Raw genomic sequence first — 24,567 nt, 5'->3', positions numbered from 1 at the left:
ACAGGCAGGTTGCCTACGTGTTACTCACCCGTCCGCCGCTAGGGTCCGAAGACCCTCGCTCGACTTGCATGTATTAGGCACGCCGCCAGCGTTCGTCCTGAGCCAGGATCAAACTCTCCATTAAAGTCGCTCCCATCACCCGAAGGCGATGTTCGCTATAATGTAAGCTGATTAGCTCAAAATTTAAAACTGGCGAGAATTTTCATTCTCTAATTCACTCACTCGTTGTTCAGTTTTCAAAGGGCAATTCGTTTCATTCGCTTCATCGCAACCTGTTTAGCAGCGACCTTTATAATATAACATATCTGCTTAACTAATTGCAAGTATTAATTATTTTCCATTCATTTTTTAACTTTTGTGACGGAAATAATAAATGCTTGTCATTTAAGCAGCGAAGATTAATTTATCACATTGGCACGAAAGAGTCAAGCTATATCTGTGGCAAATCTATTTTTGAATTACATCTTTTATATGCAATGACCGCTCAACCGCCAAGTTGATGATTTTTCCGGCCACATTGACCCAAGGTCTGGTCGGATTCGTGCAATCGGAAAACACAATTTCACCCGTCCGATTATCGCTCAGCATAACAAGCATGCCATTATGAAATGCCGTTACCTTATTCACGAACGTTTGCACCATTGCCGGCTCCATTTTTCCGAATGAGTCATTCAGAAGCTGCTCCAACACTAAATAGGGGGAAGACTTCTTCTTGTGAAACCGGTCGGTCGTCATGGCGTGAAACGTATCTGCGATAGCTACCAATTTGGAATAAGGATGGATTTTATCGCCGGATACGCCTAACGGATAACCGGAGCCGTCTTCACGTTCATGATGCTGAAGGGCGCACAACTTAACGCCGTTATTAATCGCCGGCACTTCTTTCAAAATATTATAACCAATCACCGTATGCTTCTTCATTTCTTCCGCTTCGGCTTCGCTCAACTTGCTTGGCTTATATAATATTCCGGCGTCCACTCTAGAGTTGCCGATATCATGCAGCAAACCGCCAAGCGCAATCGGCATCAAGTCCTTGGATGAAAAGCCTAGCCATCTGGCCAGGATGAATGAGGTGAGACTCACCATAATGCTTTTGTGATATATAAAATCTCGAAGCTGCAAATTTTTCGGGCTGAACGTAAGCACGTCGTAATGTCCGATATAGCGAATCAAGCCTTCCAACGTATTTCGGATTTCCAAAATAGGGACAGTTTGACCGCCGGTGCCCGTCGAGGTATAAACTTTGCGCAGCAGTTGAAGCATTTTATTATAGTTTTCATAGAACGGAAGTACACTGCGCGGCTGCGGTTCGGCTTTGTTTTCTTCCGATACGGCTTCCGTTTCGACAGCCTTGGTCTCAATCGGTACCATTGGAATCAAAAAAGCTCTCAATATTTCCACATCGCGAAAATTTATTATTTTCCCTTTTGGAAGCAGCACATTATTATATTTTGTGATTACGTTTTCGCTCAGTTTTTCACCGGATTTCAACTGGGAAACGGGAACGTTGGCCATATATTCCCCTCGCTTTTGTATGTCAATTGGAGTCATGCTCGCAATAAGTTGGACTTTAGACCCATTTCTGCTGTAATTATAAGCGAAAAAGAATGGGGATGTAAGCCCCATTCTTCGTCGTGAACCATTTATTTTTTAAACTTGCTCTTCACCATCGCCCGTAGAAGATTCAAGTTCTCCGGAAATCGCGCCTTCTTCATCGGATTCCGGCTCTTCCTCGCTTTTATCGACTCTCGCGAGCGTAGACACTTCATCCTCGTCGCGAATGTGGATCAACCTTACCCCTTGCGTATTGCGTCCCATCATCGAAATACCGGACATGCTTGTACGAATAATCGTCCCAAGCGCGGTTATAATCATCAGGTCTTCTTCATCCTCAACGACCTTCAGACCGACGACAGGGCCGTTCTTAGCCGTAATATGGAGCGTCTTGATGCCCTTCCCGCCGCGCGATTGCAAACGGTATTCGGATACAGGCGTACGCTTGCCGAATCCTTTCGAGGTAACGATGAGGACGCTGTTGTCTTCTTTCATGACGTCCATATCGATGACCGCATCATCGTCGTCCAGATGAATCCCTTTCACCCCTGTAGCGGCGCGTCCCATTGCTCGGACTTCTTTTTCGGGGAAATGAATCGACATGCCTTGCTTCGTGCCGATGACGATCGACTGTTGGCCGTCGGTCAGACGGACACCGATCAGATCGTCGTCTTCGCGGAGATTCAGTGCGATCAAACCGCCCTTGCGAATATTGGTATAGTCGTCAAGCGGCGTCTTTTTGACCAAACCGTTCTTCGTAGCAAAGAACAAGTATTTGTCCGAATCAAAGCTTTCCACCGGGATGACCGCATTGATCGTTTCGCCTTGTTCGATCTGGATGAGATTGATAATCGGCGTCCCGCGGGCCGTGCGGCTTAAATCCGGAATCTCGTAAGCTTTCAGACGGTATGCTTTCCCTTTGTTCGTAAAAAACATCAGGTAATGATGGGTATTGGTTACGAAAAGATGCTCGACGAAATCGTTATCTTTCGTATCCATGCCTATGACGCCTTTCCCGCCGCGTCTTTGACTGCGGTACGTCGTTACAGGCAGACGCTTGATGTAACCGGTATGGGAAATTGTAATGACGACGTCGGATTGCGGAATTAAATCCTCATCCTCAATGCTTTCTTCGCCGATCGTAATCTCGGAGCGGCGGTCGTCACCGAATTTTTCTTTGATTTCGTTCAGCTCTTCGCTGATGATATTCAGCACAAGCTGCTCATCTGCCAATATTGCTTTAAACTCGGCGATCTTCTTGAGAAGCTCGGCATATTCTTCCTCAATTTTTTCCCGTTCCAAGCCGGTCAAACGCTGCAAACGCATGTCCAGAATGGCCTGCGCCTGATCGAAGCTGAGCCCGAAACGATTGATCAAACCTTCTCTTGCTTCTTCCGTCGTACGAGACGCCCGGATGAGCGCGATGACTTCATCCAAGTGGTCCAGCGCGATGCGCAAGCCTTCGAGGATATGCGCTCTGGCTTCCGCTTTGCGCAGTTCATACTCCGTCCGGCGGCGAATGACGACTTTTTGGTGCTCGAGATAGTGGAACAGTATATCCCGCAAATTAAGCACTTTCGGTTCGCCGTTAACAAGCGCCAGCATAATAATACCGAAATTAGACTGCATCGCCGTATGCTTGTATAAATTGTTCAGCACGACATTCGGATTGACGTCGCGGCGCAGCTCAATCACGATGCGCATGCCGTTCCGGTCGGATTCATCGCGCAAGTCGGTGATGCCGTCGATTTTCTTATCCCGTACAAGCTCGGCGATCTTCTCAATCAAACGCGCCTTGTTCACCTGGTAAGGGAGTTCGTATACGATAATGCGCGCTTTGTTCCCGTTCTCCTCAATGGTGGCTTTCGCCCGCATCGTAACGGATCCGCGGCCTGTAGCATACGCCTGTTTGATGCCTTCGCGGCCCATAATGAAACCGCCGGTAGGGAAATCGGGGCCTTTGATGGACTGCATCAAATCAAGCGGCGTTACGTCCGGGTTCTCGATCAATTGCTGAACGCCGTTGATCACCTCAGTCAAGTTGTGAGGCGGAATGTTGGTCGCCATCCCGACGGCGATCCCCGATAAACCGTTGACGAGCAAGTTTGGAAAACGGGAAGGAAGAACGGCCGGTTCTTGTTCTTCGCCGTCATAGTTCGGCACGAAGTCGATCGTTTCCTTGTTAATATCGCGCAGCAGTTCCATCGCGATCTTGGAAAGGCGGGCTTCCGTATAACGCATGGCCGCCGCCATGTCGCCGTCAATGGAACCGAAGTTCCCGTGCCCGTCGACAAGCATATAGCGCAAGGAGAAATCCTGCGCCATCCGCACCATCGTTTCATACACGGCGCTGTCGCCGTGCGGATGATATTTACCGATAACTTCGCCGACGATTCTCGCCGACTTCTTGTGCGGCTTATCCGGCGACATCCCGAGTTCGGACATCGCGTACAAAATACGGCGGTGAACCGGCTTCAGACCGTCGCGAACATCCGGCAGCGCCCGGGCGACGATAATGCTCATCGCATAATCCATGAAAGATGTACGCATTTCCAAGCCGATATCAATTTCTTTAATCTGCGAACGAGGTTCTTCCGACATGTGTACCTCCTTATGATTACGCTTCGCAAAGCACTTTTACGATATATTGGAATCCCGCATCAAGTTTGCGGTCGGTTTAACTTACGGATGATTAAATTATTTAATGAGTTCGCTCTTACAAAAGGACTTCCCGCATTAATTCGCGGAATTTGCATCGGATTGACGCTGCGGTCGGCGATGCCCGGAACCGTCGTAAACGCATAGCGGATTCCGGCCGACTGAAGCAAAGCGGCGGATTGCGCGTCATTCACACCGAACGGAAAAGCAAAAGCATCGACCGGCCGCTCGTCCAATTCTCTCAGTTTGGCCGTACAACGGTTCGTATCCTGAATGATGCGTTCGGTATATTCCTGCTCCGACTCTACGGAGTTACCGTTCTTCAAGCGGGTAGTAAATAAAGCTTGTCCTTCCGGAGACTTGTCGTGCAAGCTGTCCGTATGGCATTGAAAATCGATATGCTTGCCGCTGCTTGCCATTTCGCGAATCTCTTCGCGGGACAAAGACGGAATGCGGCTATGGAGAGGCTGGTCGAGATTTTTCGTAATGACAAAATTCACCGCAGGGATATTCAATTGTTCGAGAATGGGGTAAGCATTCGTATAAAAACTGCGGTACCCGTCGTCAAAAGTCACAAGCACCGCATTCGAAGGCACTTCTCCGCCGGCTAAATAATCACGGAATTGCTGTAAGGTGATGAAATTGGTAGCCCCGATCTAACAGATCCGTCAGCTGATCGCGCAGACGTTTCGATGTAATCGTCACATCACCCTTTACCCGATCATCGATATGGTGGTAAGCGATCACGGCGACTCGATCCGTATACCAGTCGTCATTTGCGCTGAGACAAGTACTCCCGGCAAAAAACAATACGGCTACGGTGAGGCACCAGAGCACGCCGTATTTTTTGAACATTGCCATGCTTAGATGTCCAGATTTTTCACGTACTTGGCATGCAGCTGAATGAAATCGCGCCGCGGCTCCACATTATCGCCCATCAGCGTATCGAAAAGCGTATCGGCCTCGATCGCATCCTGAATGTTTACCTGCAGCAGCGTACGGCTTTCCGGATCCATCGTCGTTTCCCACAGCTGGCCCGGATTCATCTCTCCAAGACCTTTGTAACGCTGTACGTTCACCTTGGCTCCTTCGCCGAATTCAGCCATCATGAGTTCGCGCTGCTTGTCGTTATAGGCGTATCTGACTACTTTGCCTCGCTCCAGCTTATAAAGCGGCGGCTGAGCGATATATACGTATCCGACCTCGATCAGCTTCCGCATGTAGCGGTAGAAGAAAGTCAGCAGCAGTGTGCGAATATGCGCGCCGTCGACGTCGGCGTCGGTCATGATAATAATTTTGTGATAGCGTGCTTTGGCAATATCGAAATCGTCGCCGATCCCCGTTCCGAGCGCCGTTATAATTGCACGAATTTCGGCGTTGGACAAAATTTTGTCCAATCTCGCTTTTTCCACGTTCAATATTTTACCGCGCAATGGCAAAATCGCCTGGAAATGCCGGTCGCGCCCTTGCTTGGCGGAGCCGCCGGCCGAGTCCCCTTCGACAATGTAAACTTCGCTGATGGAGGCGTCCTTGGAAGAGCAATCGGCGAGCTTGCCGGGAAGCGAACTAACTTCAAGCGCGCTTTTTCGGCGCGTCAGCTCGCGCGCCTTTCTGGCCGCTTCGCGGGCTCTTGCCGCCTGAACGCCTTTCTCGATAATTTTCTTCGAGATGGACGGATTTTCGTCCATGAATTCAAGCAGCTTCTCGGCGAACAACGATTCAACGATCCCCCGCACCTCGCTGTTTCCGAGCTTTGTTTTCGTCTGTCCTTCGAACTGCGGCTCGGGAATTTTCACGGAAATAATCGCCGTCAATCCTTCGCGGACATCGTCGCCGGACAGGTTGGAGTCGCTTTCTCTGAGCACGTTATATTTTCGGGCGTATTCGTTCAATATCCGCGTAAGCGCGCTCTTGAACCCGGATTCATGCGTTCCGCCCTCATGCGTGTTGATATTGTTCGCAAACGAATAAATGTTCTCCGTATAGCTGTCGTTATATTGCAGCGATACTTCCACCTGGATATTGTCCTTTTCCCCTTCGACATAAATCGGCGGCTGGTGGAGCGCTTCGCGGTTACGGTTCAAATATTCTACGAAGGAATTGATTCCGCCCTCGTACATGAACGTATGGGCTTCGCCGGAACGCTCGTCCGTCAGCGTAATTTCGATTCCTTTGTTTAGGAATGCCAGCTCCCGGATCCGCGATTGCAGCGTATCGAAATCGTACTCCGTCGTTTCCGAAAAAATTTCTTCATCCGGCCAAAACGTAATCGTCGTGCCGTCCCCTTCCGACTCGCCGATGATCCGCAAATCGTATTGAGGCGTACCGCACTGGTATTCCTGCTCATACACTTTGCCTTCCCGTTTCACCTGAATGACCAGTTTCTTGGAAAGGGCGTTGACAACGGAAACCCCGACGCCATGAAGACCGCCGGACACTTTATAGCCTTCGCCGCCGAACTTGCCGCCAGCATGCAGCACGGTCAGCACGACCTCTACCGTTGGGCGCTTCATCTTCGGATGTTCGCCTACCGGAATCCCGCGCCCGTTATCGATTACCGTAATGCTGTTATCTTTATGCACGATCACATCAATCTTCGTACAATAGCCGGCTAGCGCTTCGTCGATACTGTTGTCGACGACTTCCCATACCAGATGATGGAGGCCGCGTGCGCTGGTCGAACCGATATACATCCCCGGTCGCTTGCGTACGGCCTCCAATCCTTCCAATACCTGTATCTGACTTTCATCATAGCTCGTACCAGGATTTACAGACATGCTGACACCCACTTTTCCGTGATAATCTTACGAGACCATTCAAGGATGAGCGGCCGCGGATCTAAAGAATTTGCTTTTTCTAAAGTCGATCCAAATAAAAGAAAACACCGCGCTGGGCGGAAGTTTTCATATATCGAATAACGAAATTTAATTCGTTAACAGCTGATGCGCTCGCTTCTTGAGCGTCATCGATGAGATAGGGGAATAGTACACCTTCGTATGGGTCACGACGAGAGATTTGCTCTCCTCTTCGCCGATCACTTCCACGCGTTTCTCCTTGCTGGCGTACGTGACGAACTGCTTGGAAATTTTCGAAGATTTCTCGATCGATAAGTCAAATATGGCGACAAGCTCCGATGCGCGAATGATCTTTTCTCCGCCCAAATGGATAAACAAGCTGGCCCACTCCTATCGGCAACACGATTTTCATAGACTGCGCGCACGACGCTGTACGGCGAAATCCATCTATGTCAAACTTCCATCCCGAACCTGGATCATCGAAACATCTTCCAGATTTGACAAATTTATACTTTCAATTCCGGTCGTCGTAATGAACGTCTGCACTTTCCGTTGGAAGGTTTCGATCAATTGCGTCTGCCGGTAATGGTCAAGCTCGGAGAGGACATCGTCAAGCAGAAGAAGCGGATATTCCCCGACCTCTTCCTGAACCAGCTCGATTTCGGCCAGCTTGAGAGAAAGCGCCGTTGTCCGCTGCTGCCCTTGAGAGCCGAACGTCTGCACTTCCTTGCCGTTTATATAAAAACGAAGATCGTCCCGATGCGGACCGACAAGGCTTACCCCGCGGCGCATCTCCTGATCCCGCACCTGTGATAACTTTATCATAAATTGGTCAAATAAAACAGCTTCTTCTTCCTGGACTTCCCCGGTCAGCGAATGTTCGTAGTCGATCCGCAGCTGTTCCTGACCGTTCGTGATGCCCGCGTGGATCTTTTCCGCCCATACTTGCAGCTTCTTTATAAAGCTTTGACGTTTTTTCATAATTTTAATACCGAACTGCGCAAGCTGTTCGTTCCAAACCTCCAAAAGGGGCGGAACGCCGGAGGATCCGTACGTTTGTTTGAGATAATTATTGCGTTGATGCAGTATTTTATTATATTGCGAGCAGTCGTACAAGTAAGCCGGATAAACCTGACCGATCTCCATGTCCAGAAACCTCCGCCGGACGGACGGAGACCCTTTGACGATTTCCAAATCTTCCGGGGCGAACATGACCACATTGAGCGATCCGATGAAATTGCTGAGCTTCTTTTGCTCGAGCCCGTTTACTTTCGCTTTCTTGCCTTGGCCCGAAATGGCGAGATCCAGCTTCACGGTTCCGTATTTTTTCTCAATCTCGGCATGAAGCAGGGCGGAGGAGGCGTTCCAGCGGATCAGCTCCTTGTCCTGATGCGTCCTGTGCGACTTGGTCAATGCCAGAACGAAAATCGATTCAAGCAAATTCGTTTTGCCCTGGGCGTTGGGCCCGACAATGATATTGACCATATGATCCGTCTCGAATTCCATCCGCTCATAATTGCGGTAATGCTGCAGTGACAGCTTTTTAAGTTGCAAAATGGTACCTCCTGCGCCGAGCTCAGCCCTGCACGACTTTAAATACGCCGCAGCCTTCCACGTTTACGACATCCTGCGCAACCAGCTTGCGCCCGCGCCGGTTTTCCGGTTCCCCGTTCACATGAATGACGGCTTCCTGCAAAAAGCTCTTGGCTTGTCCCCCGGTAGAGATGCAATCGGCGAGCTTCAAAAATTGTCCGAGCGTAATGTACTCGGTGCTTATGGCGATCGATTTCATAGCTTTGCAGCTCAGCTCCTTTTGGGCGATTAGCTTGTCGTACGGTAAGGCAGAATCAACTGCAGCATCGTAGAAATAGCGTCCGGCCGAATGATGATCGGCTGCATGGCGCCGGTAAATCCGATGCGGATCTGCTCGCTGTCCATCACCTTAAGCGCATCGAGCATATACTTCGAGTTGAACGAAATGCGCAGCAGTTCGCCGGTCAAGCTCGCCGTAGCAAGCTCCTCCGTCACTTTGCCGAGCTCGGAAGAACTCGAAGAAATTTCAATTGTCCGGTCTTCGCGCATGACGAGTTTGACGATATTCGTTTTCTCTTCTCTGGACAACAAATAAGCGCGATCAATCGCCGCGACCAGATCTTCGGTGTTGACGACAAGCTCGGTCTGGAACGATTGCGGGATCAGTTTGGAAGTATCGGGATAAGTGCCGTCCAGAATACGGGTATAGAAGAGAACCGAGCTCATTTTAAATAAAACTTGATTTTCCGCGAACACGACGTCGATCAGCGTATTTTGGTCTGGCAAAATTTTCGCCAGCTCATTGAGCGTCTTGCCGGAAATGGAAACGTTCGAAAGCACGAAGTCTTCCGGCGCATCAATATTCATTTCCCGGCTGGCTAGACGATGCCGGTCGCAAGCGATAAATTTCAGCTTGCCGTCGGCAATGGTCCACAAAACGCCGGTCAGTATCGGCGTGGCTTCATTGGTGGAAACGGCAAAAGACGTCTGCTTGATCATCGATTTCAGCAGATCGCTTGGGATTTGCACGGTACGGTCTTCCTCGATTCCCGGCATGACCGGGTATTCCTCCGGATCCAGACCGACGAGCTGAATTTCCGAAGAACCGGACCGGATCGTCGTTTGGAACCCGTCTCTAACTTCGATTTCGATTTGCTGCGCCGGCAGCTTGCGAATAATTTCGACAAAAAATTTGGAAGACAAAACGACGCTGCCAGGCTGCTTCAAGTCGATGATTTGCTGATCGTTTTTTTCAATCGGAATAAAATTTTGAATGGAAATATCGGTGTCGCTGGCGGTCAGCGTCATACCGCTAAAATTCGCATCTATTTTGATCCCGCTCAGAATCGGAATGGTCGTTTTGCTCGAAATCGCCTTGGATACATGCTGAATCGCCTCGTTCAAATACTCTTTCAATATCGTTAATTTCATACTGTCACTCCTACTTGGTTCTAGAATGGGGGAGACGGACATATACTCTTATATTAACATGTTTTTAATTAGTAATAGTAGTAGGGACTGAGGATATGTGGATATGTGTGTTAACAACGCAAAACAAAAGCCTATCCACATGTGAATAGTTTGTGTATAGGCTTCTCTTTATTCAGATGTTTGCCGTTGCTTGTTTCGCAAAAAAAACGGCGGCGGAAATGTAACGTTGCACCTCGCTCCGATCATCCCGTAAAGATGCGGGCCGTTCCGCTGCATTGCGTACCGAAAAAAGAGATTGCGTCTTCCTGGAATCGATTGGAGCTGCTTATAACGTAACGTTTTTAACCTTCTCGATAATATTTTGGATGATTTTATATAATTCCTGGTCCGCCTTGAGCGCCCCCGATATTTTATCGTGGGCATGTATGACGGTCGTATGGTCTCTTCCGCCAAAGGCGTCCCCGATTTTCGGCAGCGAGAAATCAGTCATTTCCCGGGCCAAATACATCGCGATCTGTCGCGGGAATGCAACGGATTTCGTCCGTTTCCTCGCTTTGAAATCCTCGATCTTGAGCCCGTAAAATTCGCCGACTTTTTGCTGAATATCCTGTATCGTAATCACTTTCGGACGGCTGCTCGGAATAATGTCCTTCAGTGCTTCCGCCGCCAGGTGCGACGTAATGTCCTCGTTAATCAAAGAGGAATAGGCCACGACCCGGATCAAAGCGCCTTCCAGCTCACGGATGTTCGAGTCGATCTGGTTCGCTATGTACATCATAGCCTCGTTCGGGATGTCCAGGTTTTCGGCTTTCGCCTTTTTCCGCAAAATCGCGATCCGCGTCTCAAGGTCCGGCGGCTGAATATCCGTCGTTAAGCCCCATTCGAATCGGGAACGAAGGCGTTCCTCGAGCGTCGGAATTTCCTTCGGCGGCCGGTCGCTGGAAATAATAATTTGTTTGCGTTCTTCGTGCAGCGCATTAAACGTATGGAAAAATTCTTCCTGCGTCTGTTCTTTTCCGGCAAGAAACTGAATATCATCTATGAGCAGCACGTCGATGTTGCGGTATTTGTTGCGGAAACTTTCGCCGCGGTTGTCCCGAATGGCGTTGATAAATTCGTTCGTAAACTTCTCGGACGAAATGTAAAGCACGCGCGCTCCGGGATTATGTTCCAGCACGTAATGGCCGATCGCATGCATCAAATGCGTTTTCCCAAGTCCCACGCCTCCGTACAAAAACAACGGATTATACGCTTTGGCCGGCGCTTCCGCTACCGCGAGCGAAGCCGCATGGGCAAACCGGTTTCCAGCCCCAATGACAAACGTATCAAATGTATACTTGGGATTCATCATATGACTGAATGGTTCTTCGGGAGCATTAGACTGTCTTTTCGCTGGAGCAGTTGCAGGGGGAGGAGAATTGTCGATTGCCTCTGGGTCGTCTTCGATGACGAATTTGATCTCCGCTTGCTTGCCTTTCAAATCAAATACAGCTTCTCGTATATGTTTGGTGTACCGATCTTCCAGCCATTCTCTTGCGAATTTGTTGGGGGCGCAGATGACGACGGTTGTTTCGTTAAAAACAACGGCTCTTGTGGAAGCAAGCCACGTTTCGTAGCTCGGTTTGCTCACCCTTTTGTGCAAAATGGAAAGTACTTGCTGCCACTGGTCGTTAGGATGGCTTTCCACAATTTATTCACTCCTTCGGAAAAATAACCGGTATGGCGTAAGCCGCGACCCTGTAGAAAAAAACGATAATCTGTCGGAACTATCCACATCATGCAGTATCGAAGATTTCAAATTATACATAGGCACTGAAAATTGTTCACAAAGATATCCACAGGCTGTTGATAATTTTATTGAAAATTAAGCGTATCCACAACCGAAAACATATCCATGATAACAAAAACAATCCCGATGCGCAACGGAATGTTTGGATTTATCCACATTTTCAATAACTTGTGTGCAATTTTTGTTCACAGTACTACATATTGTTTATAAGTTGTTAACATTTCGACAAATTCTCCAAAAATCCGCTTTACAATTATACACAGGCATGAAAAACGTAAAATTTGGCGTTTTTTCGGCAGCCGTTTTTTCCAGATCGCAAGTTGACTTTTGGACGGCAAGATGGTTTAATGTTATAAGGTATTTTGGGAATGGTATTCAAGCAAGGAGGTGCACGATAATGAGACCGACTTTCAAACCGAACGTAAGAAAGCGCAGCAAAGTACACGGCTTCCGTAAAAGAATGAGTACGAAAAATGGTCGTAAAGTACTCGCGGCTCGTCGTCTAAAAGGAAGAAAAGTATTGAGCGCATAAGACAAGAGACCACTGACAGGTGGTCTTTTTTGTTGGAATCGTTTAAAAGCGCAATATTTCGTTAACGATAGGGATGGATTTGCCGCTCGATGACGGCCGGATGGAGCGATACCGATGGAGAAGAAGAACAGACTGACGAAAAGAGAATATTTCGATAAGGTGTACCGGCACGGCAAATCGGCAGCGAACCACCAATTCGTTCTTTATTATAAAGTGCAGCATGGCCAGGATTCGTTCCGGCTGGGGGTATCGGTCAGCAAGAAGCTCGGCAACGCGGTTGTGCGCAACCGGATCCGGCGTATGCTAAAGGAAATCGTCCGCCTGAATGCGGCGCGGATTCCCGGCGGATACGATCTCATTCTCATTGCGCGCAAACCGGCTGCGGACATGGATTATCACGAGATGGAGAAAAGCGTTCTGCACGTATTCAAACGCGCATCGCTATTGCAGCGGAGAGGGGAAAACGGCGACTAATGGACGGCGGTTCCTTAGTTTCATTGTGCCCAAAGTTATGGTATAGTTTACTTTGGAAAAGAGAACAACTTGGGAGGATATCATTTTGACGCGTCGATTATTGAAATATGTACCGTTTATGGCGGTATTTTTGCTGCTTGCGGGATGTTCCCCGGCGACGGCCCCGATCGATCCCAACAGCGGAATATGGGACAAGTACTTCGTATTCCCTCTGGCGACTTCGCTTGACTGGTTTGCAAATTTGCTGTGGGGGCAATACGGGCTATCCATCCTGGTTGTCACGATTATTATCCGTTTAATTATATTGCCGCTTACATTGAAGCAGGTGCGCAGTTCGAAACGGATGCAGGAGCTGCAGCCGGAACTTAAGAAACTGAAAGACAAATACAAAGACGATGCGAAGAAACAGCAGGAAGAAACGATGAAGCTGTTCCAGAAGGAAGGCGTGAATCCGCTTGCGGGCTGTTTGCCGATTCTGGTGCAGATGCCGATTCTGATCGCTCTATATAATGCCATCATGCGTAACCATCATATCGGGGAGCACTCATTTTTGTGGATGCAGCTCGGCACGAAAGATCCGTTCTATATTTTGCCGCTGCTGGCCGCACTGACCACATTCCTTCAGCAGAAGATGATGTCATCGCAAATGAATCCGCAGATGCAAAGCTTGATGTTCATTTTCCCGGTTATGATTTTCGTCATGGCGATGAACTTCGCTTCGGCGTTGCCGCTTTATTGGATTTACAGTAATACTTTCACGATTGTTCAGTCTTACTTTATTTATGGTGGACCTAGTAAAAAGGGTGAACTTAAAAAATAAGGGTGGCCGGATGACATGAAAACTATCGTGGTTACGGGCAAATCGATCGATGACGCCGTAAAAAACGGGCTGCAGCAATGGAACGTTCCGCAGGAGCGGGTGAAAGTGAACGTTTTGGAGCAGCCGGCCAAAGGATTATTCGGTTTGATCGGTGTGAAAGAAGCGAAAGTGGAACTCGAGCTCATTCCCGATCCGCTTGAAGAAGCGGTCGCTTTTTTGCAAGACGTGCTTCGAACGATGGACCTGGAAGTTCGAATCGAGCAAAAGCACGACAAAGACGGGACGGAGCTGCATTTGCACGGAACGGAACTTGGCATGTTGATCGGCCGGCGCGGGCAGACGCTTGATGCGCTGCAATATTTGGTCAACATTGTAGCCAACCGTTATTCGGATCGCCATCTGCGTATCGTGATCGATGCGGAGCAGTTCCGGGAACGGCGGAAAAAGACGCTGCAAGATTTGGCCGAAAGACTTGCGGAACGCGTCATCCGCACGAAGAAAGAAGTTGTCCTCGAACCTATGGCACCGCAAGAGCGAAAAGTGATCCATTCTCAGCTGCAGCAGCACCCGAAGGTGAAGACGTTCAGCAGAGGCGAAGAACCGAATCGGCGTGTCGTAATCGCGCAACGTTAAATTTTTCTTTTTTGCAATGATGTCATAGCTTGTATATGGCTTCATTGCTTTTTCTTTAGTTGTTCGGAATTTAGTACAGCAGCGCAGAGCCGGATCATCGGCGTCATTCCTTTGAAGTCGCGAAGGACTGTTGCGCCGATGATCCCTGGTAAGGTTATAGGAGGCTAGTGATGATTGAAGATACGATTGCGGCCATCGCCACACCGTCCGGTGAAGGAGGGATTGCGGTCATTCGCGTCAGCGGAGCGGAAGCGGTGCCTATATGTGAAAAATTATTTCATGCCGGGTCAAAGAAGCTGACCAAAGTGCCTACGCATACGGTTCACTACGGACATATCGTGGATCCTTCCACGGGCGTACAAGTGGAGGAAGCATTGGTCACGGTCATGCGGGCGCCTCGTTCCTTTACGAAGGAGGATGTGGTGGAGATAAGCTGCCACGGCGGGTTCGTATCGGTGAGGAATGTGCTTGATTTGCTGCTTGAAAACGGTGCTCGCTTGGCTGAACCGGGTGAGTTTACGAAACGCGCGTTTTTGAACGGACGCATCGATTTGTCGCAAGCGGAAGCGGTCATCGACTTGATTCGTTCGAAATCGGACCGTGCATTCCGTATTGCGCTCAAGCAGTCTGAGGGCAGTTTGTCGAAGAAAATTAAAGAGCTTAGGCATCAATTGGTCGAGCTTATGGCTCATATCGAAGTGAATATTGACTATCCCGAGCATGATGTTGAAGAAATGACGAATACTTTTATTAAAGATAAATGCGCTGCAGCGCTCCTGGAAATCGATCGTTTGCTAACGACGGCGCAGCAGGGTAAAATTTTACGCGATGGTCTTGTGACGGCGATCGTCGGTAGGCCGAACGTTGGGAAGTCTTCGCTGCTCAATACGTTTGCTCAGGAAGAGCGGGCGATCGTAACCGACATTGCCGGCACGACGCGCGATGTGGTTGAGGAATACGTCAATGTGAACGGGATCCCGCTCAAGCTGCTTGACACCGCTGGTATCCGCGAAACGTCGGATATCGTCGAGCAGATCGGCGTGGAGAAATCGCGGCAAGCATTGGCCGATGCGGATTTAATTCTGCTCGTGTTCAACGGTGCCGAGCCGCTGCAGCCGGATGAGCTGCGCATGATCGAAGAACTGAAGGATCGCCAGATCATTGCGATTATCAATAAGCTGGATCTGCCGCAACAAATTGAGGAAGAGCAGCTGAATGCGGCATTCGGCGAGGAGTGCGTGGTCCGAATGTCGCTTTTGCGGCAGCAGGGGATCGATGATTTGGAAAAAGCGATCGCCGGCATTTTTTTCAGCGGGCAGGTGGAATCGAGCGATCTGACGTATGTGAGCAATTCGCGCCACATTCAATTGCTAAAGCAGGCGAAGCATTCTTTGGACGAAGCTTATACAGCGACAGAGCAGTATGTTCCGATCGATATGGTACAAATCGATATTCGACGAGCATGGGAGCATCTGGGCGAAATTATAGGGGACTCTGTGGGCGATTCGTTGATCGATCAAATTTTTTCCCAGTTTTGTTTAGGAAAATAAGAAAAAGCTTAGGCTTAAGATACAGCCATTGCTGATGCGATGCGCTTAGGAGGGTAAGATATTATGACATACAATGCAGGGCAATATGACGTGATCGTGATCGGCGCGGGCCATGCAGGTTGCGAAGCTGCTCTCGCGGCTGCGCGTATGGGGGCGGAAACGCTGCTGCTGACGATCAATCTGGATATGGTAGCATTTATGCCGTGCAACCCGTCGATCGGGGGGCCGGCGAAAGGTCATGTGGTGCGTGAAATCGATGCGCTTGGCGGAGAGATGGGCCGCAATATCGACAAAACGTATATTCAAATGCGCATGCTGAACACCGGTAAAGGACCGGCGGTTCATGCTTTGCGCGCGCAAGCGGACAAATTTATGTATCAACATATAATGAAGGAAACGATTGAGAAACAGGAGCGGTTGACGCTTAGGCAAGGGATGGCTGAAGAGCTCATCGTAGAGGACGGTGTGTGCAAAGGGGTCGTCACGAAAACGGGAGCGACGTATATGGGGAAAGCGGTCGTACTGACGACCGGCACGTATCTTCGCGGTAAAATTATTATGGGCGAACTGATGTATGAGAGCGGGCCTAACAATCAGCAGCCGGCGGTGAAGCTGTCGGAAAATCTGCGCAGCCACGGGCTTGAACTCGTTCGCTTTAAAACCGGTACGCCGCCGCGCGTGCATAAAGATTCGATTGACTTCTCCAAAACGACGATTCAGCCTGGGGATGAGAAACCGAAATTTTTCTCGTTCGAAACGACTGAAGAAATACCGAATCAACTGCCATGCTGGTTAACCTATACATCGGAAAAGACGCATCAAATCATTAATGATAATTTGCATCGCGCCCCGATGTTTTCGGGAGCGATCGAAGGAACCGGGCCACGGTACTGCCCATCGATTGAAGATAAAATCGTAAGATTTAGCGACAAGCCGCAGCATCAAATTTTCCTGGAACCGGAAGGTCGGAATACGAAAGAGTATTACGTCCAAGGTCTTTCCACAAGTATGCCGGAGGACGTGCAGCTGCAAATTTTGCGTTCGATCGCAGGACTGGAGAAGGTGGAAATGATGCGTACCGGCTACGCCATCGAGTATGATGCCGTTGTTCCGACGCAGCTGAAGCCTTCGCTTGAAACGAAAATCGTTGACGGACTGTTTACGGCTGGACAAATCAACGGCACTTCCGGATATGAGGAAGCCGCAGGACAAGGTATCATGGCTGGAATTAACGCTGCGCGTAAGGTTCAGGGTAGAGAAGCTGTCATACTTGATCGCTCGGAAGCGTATATCGGTGTTCTCATCGATGACCTGGTGACAAAAGGAACGAGCGAGCCCTATCGTTTGCTGACTTCAAGAGCGGAATACCGTCTGCTGCTTCGTCATGATAATGCGGATCTGCGGTTGACGCCAACGGGTCATGACATCGGTCTCATATCGGACGAACGCTACGAACGTTTCCAAAATAAAGTTCGCCTCGTCGAAGAAGAGATGGAGCGGCTGAAAACGACGAAAGTCAAGCCAACCGCTGAAGTACAGCAGCTGCTTGCATCGCTCGGGAGCGCGGAATTAAACAACTCGGTCGATCTGCTTACGCTTCTTCGTCGTCCGGAAGTGACTTTGGAGCATATCCATATGCTGTCGCCGTCGCCGCTGGAATTGAACGAGGACATGAAAGAACAGGTCGAAATTCAAGTGAAATACAGCGGCTATATTGAAAAGCAGCTTGCGCAAGTAGAACGTTTGCGGAAAATGGAAAAGAAACGAATTCCGGAAGATATCGTTTACGAAGAAATTCACGGGATTGCATCCGAAGCGAAGCAGAAGCTCGCCAAAATCCGGCCGATATCGATCGGGCAAGCATCGCGAATTTCCGGTGTGACGCCGGCCGATATTTCGATACTTCTTGTGTATCTGGAGCATTACAATAAAGTCGTGGCGGCTAGAGCACAATGATGGATAAGGTTCAACAGCATTTTACACAACTATTAAATAGTAAAGGCGTTTCCCTATCGACGCAACAGCTCGGGCAGTTCGAAACTTATTTCAAAGAGTTAGTCGATTGGAATGAGCGAATGAATTTAACAGGCATTACGGAAAGGGAGCAAGTCTACATTAAGCATTTTTATGACTCCCTTTCCCTTTCTTTTTTTGTACCTATTGCTCAAATTCAGTCGATTGCCGATATTGGCTCAGGTGCGGGCTTTCCAAGCATTCCTTTGAAAATTGCATTCCCACATCTTGAATTGACCATTGTCGATTCTTTGAATAAGCGCATCCAGTTTTTGAAACATTTGTGTGACAAGTTATCTATTGGATATGTTAATTGTGTCCACGGAAGGGCGGAAGATGTGGCCCGCTTACCGGAGCATAGGGACCGATATGATTTGGTTACCGCCAGAGCGGTTGCCAGGCTTGCCGTACTGAATGAGTTTTGTTTGCCTTTTACCAAAAACGGTGGAACGTTTGTAGCGATGAAAGGGCAGGACGTGCAAACGGAAATTGAGGAAGCTGCTTACAGTTTGAAAGAGCTGAACGGCAAACTGCTGGATACTCATCGATTTGAGCTTCCGGTAGAAGAGTCTACGCGTCACATCGTTGTTATTAAGAAAACGGGACCGACGCCGCGCAAGTACCCGCGAAAAGCAGGTACTCCGTTAAAAGTTCCATTGCTACGTTTGTGATGATGTTTCACGTGGAACATTTTACTAAATTGGATGTTATAGTGAAGACCTATGAATCGGTGGTAACACGGTATTTGTTTCGGCACTGAAATAAGCTGGCGGACGAACGAAAAATAGCATTCATATGTTTGAATAGTCTTACGCGTGCGCTTTCGATAAAAAGTACTTTTTGAAAGCAAGTTTTAAAAATGTAAACAATGCCATCTAATACATGCTATTGAAAAAAGATAGTGATAGGAATAATTGTTCATTAAATTGTAGAATCCTACAATAAAGTTGTCGCTTATGATAGCAGGAATTTAGATATTTTTGGAGAATTCTTTATATAGAGAGACATTATTTATCGGTGAAGAGATCGGGTGGTTATCGTAATGAAGGAACAACTTTCGAAATTGTTCGGTTTTAACGATAAGGCTTCGCCAGACGAAGTGAAGAACGTTCCGGTCAATGACATCGTACCGAGTCCGTATCAACCTAGAACGATTTTTGACGATGAACGGATTGAGGAACTATCGCAAACCATTAAGACACATGGTGTTATTCAACCTATCGTTGTGCGCGTTCGCAATAACCGGTTTGAGATCATTGCAGGGGAACGGCGTTGGCGGGCAGTCAGGAAGCTCGGGCATGATACGATTCCTGCTATCGTGAAAGAATTCAATGATTCGCAAGCAGCGTCCATCGCTTTGATTGAAAATTTGCAGCGTGAAGGTTTGACGGCTATTGAAGAAGCGATTGCTTACCAGCAACTGATCGATCTGCACAGCCTTACGCAAGAAAGCCTTGCACAAAGATTAGGTAAAAGTCAATCGACGATCGCAAATAAAATTAGATTGCTTCATTTGTCCGAGCCGGTGAAGATGGCATTGATTGAGCGGAAGATTACAGAACGTCATGCCAGAGCATTACTGGCACTTGATCATGAGGATCTACAACTTAAAGTGTTGGAAGAGATTATTACAAAAGAATTAAACGTTAAGCAGACAGAAGCGCGGATCGCATTGCTGAAAGAGTCGGCCAAAACGAAGGGAAAAGCTAAACGGGTGTCATTTTCGAAAGACGTAAGGCTAGCCCTGAATACGATCAGACAATCGGTAGATATGGTCGCCTCGTCAGGGCTGCCGATTAATACGAGCGAACAAGATCATGATGATCATTATGAGATTGTAATTCGTATACCAAAGAGGTAAAATAGTAAAAGGCATTCAATTTCATAAAATCGTAGTTGAAGAACGATAGCCTCGTAATGAGGCTTTTCTTTTCTTGTTTTGTTGATAAGAGATATGTATATAATTGCGATTAGTTGTGTCTCTTAGTGCTGCAGTTTAAAATAATTGTGATTATGAACATGTTTGCAGCTTGTGTCTTTTCGATGTATTACGATCAAGCGAAGTCATTATTTGTGTTTTTTACAATAAAGCAGTTGTACATTCCTAAGACGATTGTACACTTTACAGTGTGAAAGATTGTGAGGCTCTATTGTTTTTGTGTATTGAGTAGCTTTTACAATCACTAACTGTATTTGTTGTGAACTGATTGTGTTTATTTTACTATGTATTTTCGTTCATAGAATGATAGTTTTGTATTTTCCCTGAATAATATGACTTGATGAATTTTGAGTAGCGAAGAGAATGCCTTTTAATAAGAAGCGTTGAGCAATAGAGGCTGCTTCGAATGCGTTGCTTTTAATAAAGTTTACTATCATTGAAGTATGAATAGATTCATACACATTTAATTGTGTATTAGAGGTGAAACGATTTTGTCCAAGATAATCGCCATTACCAACCAAAAAGGTGGAGTGGGAAAAACAACGACGTCCGTAAATTTGGGTGCATCACTTGCATCGCTAGGCAAGAAAGTATTGCTCGTAGATATTGATCCCCAAGGGAATACGACAAGTGGTATTGGCGTTAGCAAAGCTGACGTCACTTATTGTATTTATGATGTGCTTATTAATGATGTGCATCCTAAAGATGCTACAGTCGATACGAACATTCCGAATTTGAAAATTATTCCAGCAACCATTCAATTGGCTGGTGCAGAAATTGAGCTCGTGCCGACGATCTCGAGAGAAGTGCGGTTAAAAAAATCGCTGCAGCTGGTTAAGCATATGTACGATTATATTTTGATTGATTGTCCGCCTTCGCTTGGTATTCTTACTGTAAATTCGTTGACAGCGGCCGATTCGGTCATTATACCAATTCAATGTGAGTATTACGCATTGGAAGGCTTGAGCCAATTATTGAACACGGTTCGACTGGTGCAAAAGCATTTGAATACAACGCTGCAAATTGAGGGCGTGTTATTGACGATGTTTGACGCACGGACGAATCTTGGAATGCAAGTCATCGAGGAAGTAAAAAAATATTTCCAGCAAAAAGTATATCAAACCATTATTCCACGAAATGTTAGACTCAGCGAAGCTCCAAGCCATGGACAGTCGATTATCACTTACGATCCGAGATCCAAAGGGGCAGAAGTGTATATGGAGCTTGCAAAGGAAGTGATTGCGCTTTGAGTAAACGGTTAGGAAAAGGATTGGATGCGCTGCTGCCGGCTCTCAGTATCAATGATGATGATAAAGTCGTAGAAATTCCATTAGCGCAGCTTCGACCGAACCCATATCAGCCAAGACGCAATTTTAATGAAGAATCGATCCAAGAGTTGGCCTCATCGATTAAAGAACACGGGGTTATTCAACCTATCATAGTTAGAAGTGTGTTGAAGGGTTATGAGATCATTGCTGGGGAGAGGCGTTTTCGTGCGTCTCAAGTATGTGGACAAGCAACGATTCCTTCTGTAGTAAAAAAACTGACCGATCAACAAGTAATGGAAATTGCTTTAATTGAAAATGTCCAGCGTGAAGATTTGAACGCGATGGAAATCGCAGTCGCTTATCAGGCGCTTATTGATCAATTTTCAATAACTCAAGAAGTTCTGGCTGTGAAGGTTGGGAAAAGCCGATCGCATATCGCAAACTTTTTGCGACTGCTTCAACTGCCTGAAGAAGTGAAAGAATATGTTTCACGTGGAACATTGTCGATGGGACACGCGAAAGCGATAGTCGGTTTGCGGGATAAAAAGCTGATTAAAGCGTTGGCGGATACGGCGATCAAAGAACAATGGAGCGTTCGAGAACTGGAAGAGGAAGTAAAGAAGCTGGAAGAAAAGAACGATTCCAAAAAAGCAAAATTGAAGCCAAAACGTAAAGATCCGTACATTAACGAATTGGAAGAAAGTTTGAGAGAAATGTACCGAACGACGGTTAAAATAAGACATAGCAACAATAAAGGTAAAATCGAGCTGTTATACTATTCAAAAGATGATTTGGACCGATTGCTCGAACTTCTACAAGGGAAAACATCCTAATGACTGACGATAGCATACCTGGGATACTGCTTGCAGAGAGCAGGCAAACTAGGTATGCTATCTTTATGTCAATACATAATTTGCTGGAACGGGGGATTGAACCATGTCGATCGTCTATATGGATCATGCCGCTTCATCGTGGCCGAAACCACCGAAAGTGATGGAGGCGATGATGCAGTGTATGGAACAGTATGCTGCAAATCCGGGTAGAGGCAGTCATGAAATGGCGGTAAAAGCGAGCAGAGTTTTGTTCGATGGCAGGAAAAATTTGGCTAAATTATTCAGGATTAAAAACCCAAACGATATATCATATACATTGAATACGACGATGTCACTAAATATAGCGATAAAAGGTTATATTCAAGAAGGGGATCATGTGATCTGCACTGCAATTGAGCATAATTCGGTCCGGCGCCCGTTGGAGTATTTGAAAAAAACAAAAGGATTGAAAGTGTCATATGTAAAAACAGACGAGAAAGGTGAACTTTCCGTTGACGACATAGCAAAAGAGTTTAGGGATAACACACGATTGGTTATATGTACCCATGGATCGAACCTGCTTGGCAGCATATTGCCGATTGCAGAAATCGGACAATTATGCAAGGACAAAGGAGTACGGCTGCTTGTCGATGCTGCGCAAACGGCTGGAACGATACCGATTGATGTAGGACTTATGGGTATCGATATGCTTGCTTTTCCGGGACATAAAGGATTGCTTGGCCCACAAGGTACCGGGGGGTTATATATACATCCCGACTTGGAGCTGGAGCCACTGCTCCATGGAGGAACCGGAAGCCAGTCCGAGGCGATTGACCAACCGACGGTGCGTCCCGACAGATACGAAGCCGGAACGCAAAATACGGTAGGAATTGCAGGCTTAAATGAAGGGGTCAAATTCGTATTGCAAGAAGGAACGGAAGCAATTCATCATAAAGAATGGAACGGAACGCAAAGATTGATGGAGGGGTTAATGGCAATTCATGGAGTTTCCATATTGGGCCCGGAATTGGGACAAAATAAAACGGGAATCGTATCGTTTACCATTGCAGAAGCCGACTCGTCGGAAGTCGCGTTCATACTTGATCAAACGTTTCACATCGCAGTGAGAGCCGGTTATCATTGTTCGCCTTTAGCGCATGAAATGGCGGGGACGATGGAGAGAGGGGCCGTTCGAGCAAGCATTGGCTATTTCAATACGGACTCTGATATTGATCAGTTAATTCATGCAGTAAAAGAAATTGCCAATCATATGGCATAGAGGCTGTAAAGCGGTAGGGGGATAAGTATAAATGGGGGAAACGATAACACAAATACCCACTGAAGTGCTGTTGCTTGGCGTTGGCATCATCTTTTTGATTTTTTTAATTTTGCTTATTACTTTATGGGTAAAGTTAAACAAACTAAGGAAAAGCTACAAAATGATGTTGAACGGTGATCGAGATGCGGACATTGAACAAATATTGATTCGAATGCAAGAAAAAGGAAACACACAAGAAGACCAAATGGCGAAAATCGAACATACGCTTCAGCAGATGCAGGAGCGTATGAGAGGGATGAAGTCCAATATACAGATTTTACGTTATAATGCATTTGCGGAAAGCGGAAGCGATTTGAGCTTTTCCATCGCTATTCTGGACGATTCTCAGAGCGGAGTAATCTTGTCAGGAATACATAATCGCGAACAAACATACGTCTATGCAAAGCCGGTGGAACAAGGTCTATCCCCGTACGCATTGTCTCCGGAAGAAAAAGAAGCGATCACTCGATGCGTGCTAAAGAGCTAGCATCCCAGCGATGCCTGTTCGTTAATGCGGAGTAAAACGATTTTGCGATTGTTTCAGCCATCGTCATCACCAAGCTGAGACGTGTATTTTGCAACACAAAATATTCCATGAACCCACCAACATTTACAATTCCTGTAACATGCATGTCTCCGACAGGGGGAAGATCTTTATTGACGCCGGCGCCAGGCTTAACCGGACCTTGGCCGATCTGAATAAAGCCCACGCTCGTCAATTGGCCAAGGCAAGCATCGACTGCAATAATGTAAGGATTGTTGAAGTGCTGATGAATTGTAGTCAGCGTATCGTTCAAATTCATGGCATGAACCGGATGTTCCAATGTGCCGTAAAGATGAAGCCCGTCGATGTTTTGTTTTTTGAGATGCGTGCCGACAAGAGGACCAAGGGCGTCGCCAGTGGAGCGATCCGTACCTACGCAAACGACGACAATCGGCTGGTGCGCAGGAACTTGCTGCAAGGAAGAGCACAATCGTTCGGTTACCAGTTCGATACAATTGGACTCGGAATGGGAGATTTTCATGATTTCATTCTCTTTCGTTTTACTAGCATCTTTCGTAAAAGGTAGTTTCATAGCAATGCCTCCCATGAAGATCGCAGCGATCTTGTAATATTCAGGAAATAATTGTTACTAGTATACGATTGAAAGCTAGATTTTATACGTTGAGAAGAAAATAAAGAGGGGTGGGAGCCATGTTATTGATGGCCTTTGATTCAACGCAGCAAGCGTTGCGAGCCGAAATGCTGTTGGAGTACGCCGATATCGACAACGACATGTGTCCCACGCCTAAAGAGATAACGGCTGGCTGTGCATTGTCGCTTGAATTTCCGGAGGAAGCGCTCGAAGAAGTGAAAAAAATCGTCAAAGAGGAGCACGTTGAGATTCGCGGCATTTTTAGCAAAGTGGAAAATAATTATGTTATGATAGTGCTATGAGGTGGGACCC

General features: G+C 47.3%; 24 protein-coding genes and 1 rRNA gene. 13 read left to right on the top strand and 12 right to left on the bottom strand.

Annotated elements, in window-relative coordinates:
* From ACFQI7_RS32435 to dnaA, 11 genes are all read right to left on the bottom strand, one after another.
* Positions 1–124 (bottom strand): 16S ribosomal RNA (locus ACFQI7_RS32435); the annotation flags it as partial.
* A gap of 323 nt (positions 125–447) precedes the next feature.
* Positions 448–1,515 carry an HD-GYP domain-containing protein gene (locus ACFQI7_RS32430; protein ID WP_218101912.1) on the bottom strand — a complete coding sequence of 356 codons (1,068 nt, stop codon included), beginning with the start codon at positions 1,513–1,515 and terminating at the stop codon, positions 448–450.
* Positions 1,516–1,650: 135 nt separating this feature from the next.
* Positions 1,651–4,155 carry a DNA gyrase subunit A gene (gene gyrA, locus ACFQI7_RS32425; RefSeq protein ID WP_218101911.1) on the bottom strand — a complete coding sequence of 835 codons (2,505 nt, stop codon included), beginning with the start codon at positions 4,153–4,155 and terminating at the stop codon, positions 1,651–1,653.
* 59 nt (positions 4,156–4,214) lie between these two features.
* Positions 4,215–4,808: a polysaccharide deacetylase family protein gene (locus ACFQI7_RS32420; RefSeq protein ID WP_218101910.1), complete on the bottom strand. Its 594-nt coding sequence runs from the start codon at positions 4,806–4,808 to the stop codon at positions 4,215–4,217.
* Positions 4,809–4,827: 19 nt separating this feature from the next.
* Positions 4,828–5,073 carry a hypothetical protein gene (locus tag ACFQI7_RS32415; protein WP_218101909.1) on the bottom strand — a complete coding sequence of 82 codons (246 nt, stop codon included), beginning with the start codon at positions 5,071–5,073 and terminating at the stop codon, positions 4,828–4,830.
* Positions 5,074–5,075: 2 nt separating this feature from the next.
* Positions 5,076–6,989 (bottom strand): DNA topoisomerase (ATP-hydrolyzing) subunit B, encoded by a 1,914-nt coding sequence (gyrB, locus tag ACFQI7_RS32410; protein WP_218101908.1) that lies wholly within the window; start codon positions 6,987–6,989, stop codon positions 5,076–5,078.
* Between the two features lie 147 nt (positions 6,990–7,136).
* The gene (gene remB / locus ACFQI7_RS32405) at positions 7,137–7,385 is read right to left on the bottom strand and encodes an extracellular matrix regulator RemB (protein ID WP_218101907.1); all 249 of its coding nucleotides are present in this window, start codon (positions 7,383–7,385) and stop codon (positions 7,137–7,139) included.
* A gap of 69 nt (positions 7,386–7,454) precedes the next feature.
* Complete coding sequence (recF, locus tag ACFQI7_RS32400; protein ID WP_218101906.1) at positions 7,455–8,561, bottom strand: DNA replication/repair protein RecF; 1,107 nt, start codon at positions 8,559–8,561, stop codon at positions 7,455–7,457.
* Between the two features lie 22 nt (positions 8,562–8,583).
* Positions 8,584–8,799, bottom strand: coding sequence for a S4 domain-containing protein YaaA (gene yaaA / locus ACFQI7_RS32395; RefSeq protein WP_218101905.1), 216 nt, complete (start codon positions 8,797–8,799; stop codon positions 8,584–8,586).
* A gap of 29 nt (positions 8,800–8,828) precedes the next feature.
* Complete coding sequence (dnaN, locus tag ACFQI7_RS32390) at positions 8,829–9,971, bottom strand: DNA polymerase III subunit beta (protein WP_218101904.1); 1,143 nt, start codon at positions 9,969–9,971, stop codon at positions 8,829–8,831.
* A 325-nt stretch (positions 9,972–10,296) separates the two neighbouring features.
* A complete protein-coding gene (dnaA, locus tag ACFQI7_RS32385; protein ID WP_218101903.1) occupies positions 10,297–11,658 on the bottom strand; it encodes a chromosomal replication initiator protein DnaA in 1,362 nt (453 codons plus the stop codon).
* Between the two features lie 499 nt (positions 11,659–12,157).
* Between dnaA and rpmH the strand changes: the two genes are divergently transcribed.
* The 12 genes from rpmH (at position 12,158) to ACFQI7_RS32325 (ending at position 23,606) form a co-directional block, all read left to right on the top strand.
* Entirely contained in the window at positions 12,158–12,292 is a 135-nt protein-coding gene (gene rpmH, locus ACFQI7_RS32380; RefSeq protein ID WP_014372796.1) for a 50S ribosomal protein L34, read from the top strand.
* Positions 12,293–12,406: 114 nt separating this feature from the next.
* Positions 12,407–12,766: a ribonuclease P protein component gene (rnpA, locus tag ACFQI7_RS32375; protein ID WP_218101902.1), complete on the top strand. Its 360-nt coding sequence runs from the start codon at positions 12,407–12,409 to the stop codon at positions 12,764–12,766.
* An 85-nt stretch (positions 12,767–12,851) separates the two neighbouring features.
* Entirely contained in the window at positions 12,852–13,586 is a 735-nt protein-coding gene (yidC, locus tag ACFQI7_RS32370; RefSeq protein WP_218101901.1) for a membrane protein insertase YidC, read from the top strand.
* 15 nt (positions 13,587–13,601) lie between these two features.
* Positions 13,602–14,219, top strand: a complete 618-nt coding sequence (jag, locus tag ACFQI7_RS32365; RefSeq protein ID WP_218101900.1) for an RNA-binding cell elongation regulator Jag/EloR — start codon at positions 13,602–13,604, stop codon at positions 14,217–14,219.
* A gap of 170 nt (positions 14,220–14,389) precedes the next feature.
* A complete protein-coding gene (mnmE, locus tag ACFQI7_RS32360; RefSeq protein WP_218101899.1) occupies positions 14,390–15,769 on the top strand; it encodes a tRNA uridine-5-carboxymethylaminomethyl(34) synthesis GTPase MnmE in 1,380 nt (459 codons plus the stop codon).
* A gap of 63 nt (positions 15,770–15,832) precedes the next feature.
* Positions 15,833–17,725 carry a tRNA uridine-5-carboxymethylaminomethyl(34) synthesis enzyme MnmG gene (gene mnmG / locus ACFQI7_RS32355; RefSeq protein WP_218101898.1) on the top strand — a complete coding sequence of 631 codons (1,893 nt, stop codon included), beginning with the start codon at positions 15,833–15,835 and terminating at the stop codon, positions 17,723–17,725.
* Positions 17,725–18,453 (top strand): 16S rRNA (guanine(527)-N(7))-methyltransferase RsmG, encoded by a 729-nt coding sequence (gene rsmG, locus ACFQI7_RS32350; protein WP_218101920.1) that lies wholly within the window; start codon positions 17,725–17,727, stop codon positions 18,451–18,453. The genes mnmG and rsmG overlap by 1 nt, the downstream gene beginning before the upstream one ends.
* Before the next feature lie 371 nt (positions 18,454–18,824).
* Entirely contained in the window at positions 18,825–19,643 is an 819-nt protein-coding gene (gene noc / locus ACFQI7_RS32345) for a nucleoid occlusion protein (RefSeq protein WP_218101897.1), read from the top strand.
* A 569-nt stretch (positions 19,644–20,212) separates the two neighbouring features.
* Positions 20,213–20,971, top strand: coding sequence for a ParA family protein (locus ACFQI7_RS32340; RefSeq protein WP_218101896.1), 759 nt, complete (start codon positions 20,213–20,215; stop codon positions 20,969–20,971).
* The gene (locus ACFQI7_RS32335) at positions 20,968–21,822 is read left to right on the top strand and encodes a ParB/RepB/Spo0J family partition protein (RefSeq protein WP_218101895.1); all 855 of its coding nucleotides are present in this window, start codon (positions 20,968–20,970) and stop codon (positions 21,820–21,822) included. The genes ACFQI7_RS32340 and ACFQI7_RS32335 overlap by 4 nt, the downstream gene beginning before the upstream one ends.
* Before the next feature lie 103 nt (positions 21,823–21,925).
* Positions 21,926–23,080 (top strand): aminotransferase class V-fold PLP-dependent enzyme, encoded by a 1,155-nt coding sequence (locus tag ACFQI7_RS32330; protein WP_218101894.1) that lies wholly within the window; start codon positions 21,926–21,928, stop codon positions 23,078–23,080.
* Between the two features lie 31 nt (positions 23,081–23,111).
* Positions 23,112–23,606, top strand: coding sequence for a DUF4446 family protein (locus tag ACFQI7_RS32325; RefSeq protein ID WP_218101893.1), 495 nt, complete (start codon positions 23,112–23,114; stop codon positions 23,604–23,606).
* On the opposite strand, the gene yyaC is transcribed toward ACFQI7_RS32325, so the two are convergent.
* Positions 23,581–24,195 (bottom strand): spore protease YyaC, encoded by a 615-nt coding sequence (gene yyaC / locus ACFQI7_RS32320; protein ID WP_218101892.1) that lies wholly within the window; start codon positions 24,193–24,195, stop codon positions 23,581–23,583. The genes ACFQI7_RS32325 and yyaC overlap by 26 nt on opposite strands.
* A gap of 119 nt (positions 24,196–24,314) precedes the next feature.
* Here yyaC and ACFQI7_RS32315 point away from each other — a divergent pair, with 119 nt between their 5' ends.
* Entirely contained in the window at positions 24,315–24,557 is a 243-nt protein-coding gene (locus ACFQI7_RS32315; RefSeq protein ID WP_218101891.1) for a DUF3343 domain-containing protein, read from the top strand.
* The last annotated feature ends 10 nt before the right edge of the window (positions 24,558–24,567 follow it).

Source organism: Paenibacillus allorhizosphaerae (assembly GCF_042659105.1).
GTDB lineage: Bacteria > Bacillota > Bacilli > Paenibacillales > NBRC-103111 > Paenibacillus_G > Paenibacillus_G allorhizosphaerae.
The sequence above is the reverse complement of the archived record's forward strand: the minus strand, read 5'-3'. Positions and strand labels throughout refer to the sequence as shown.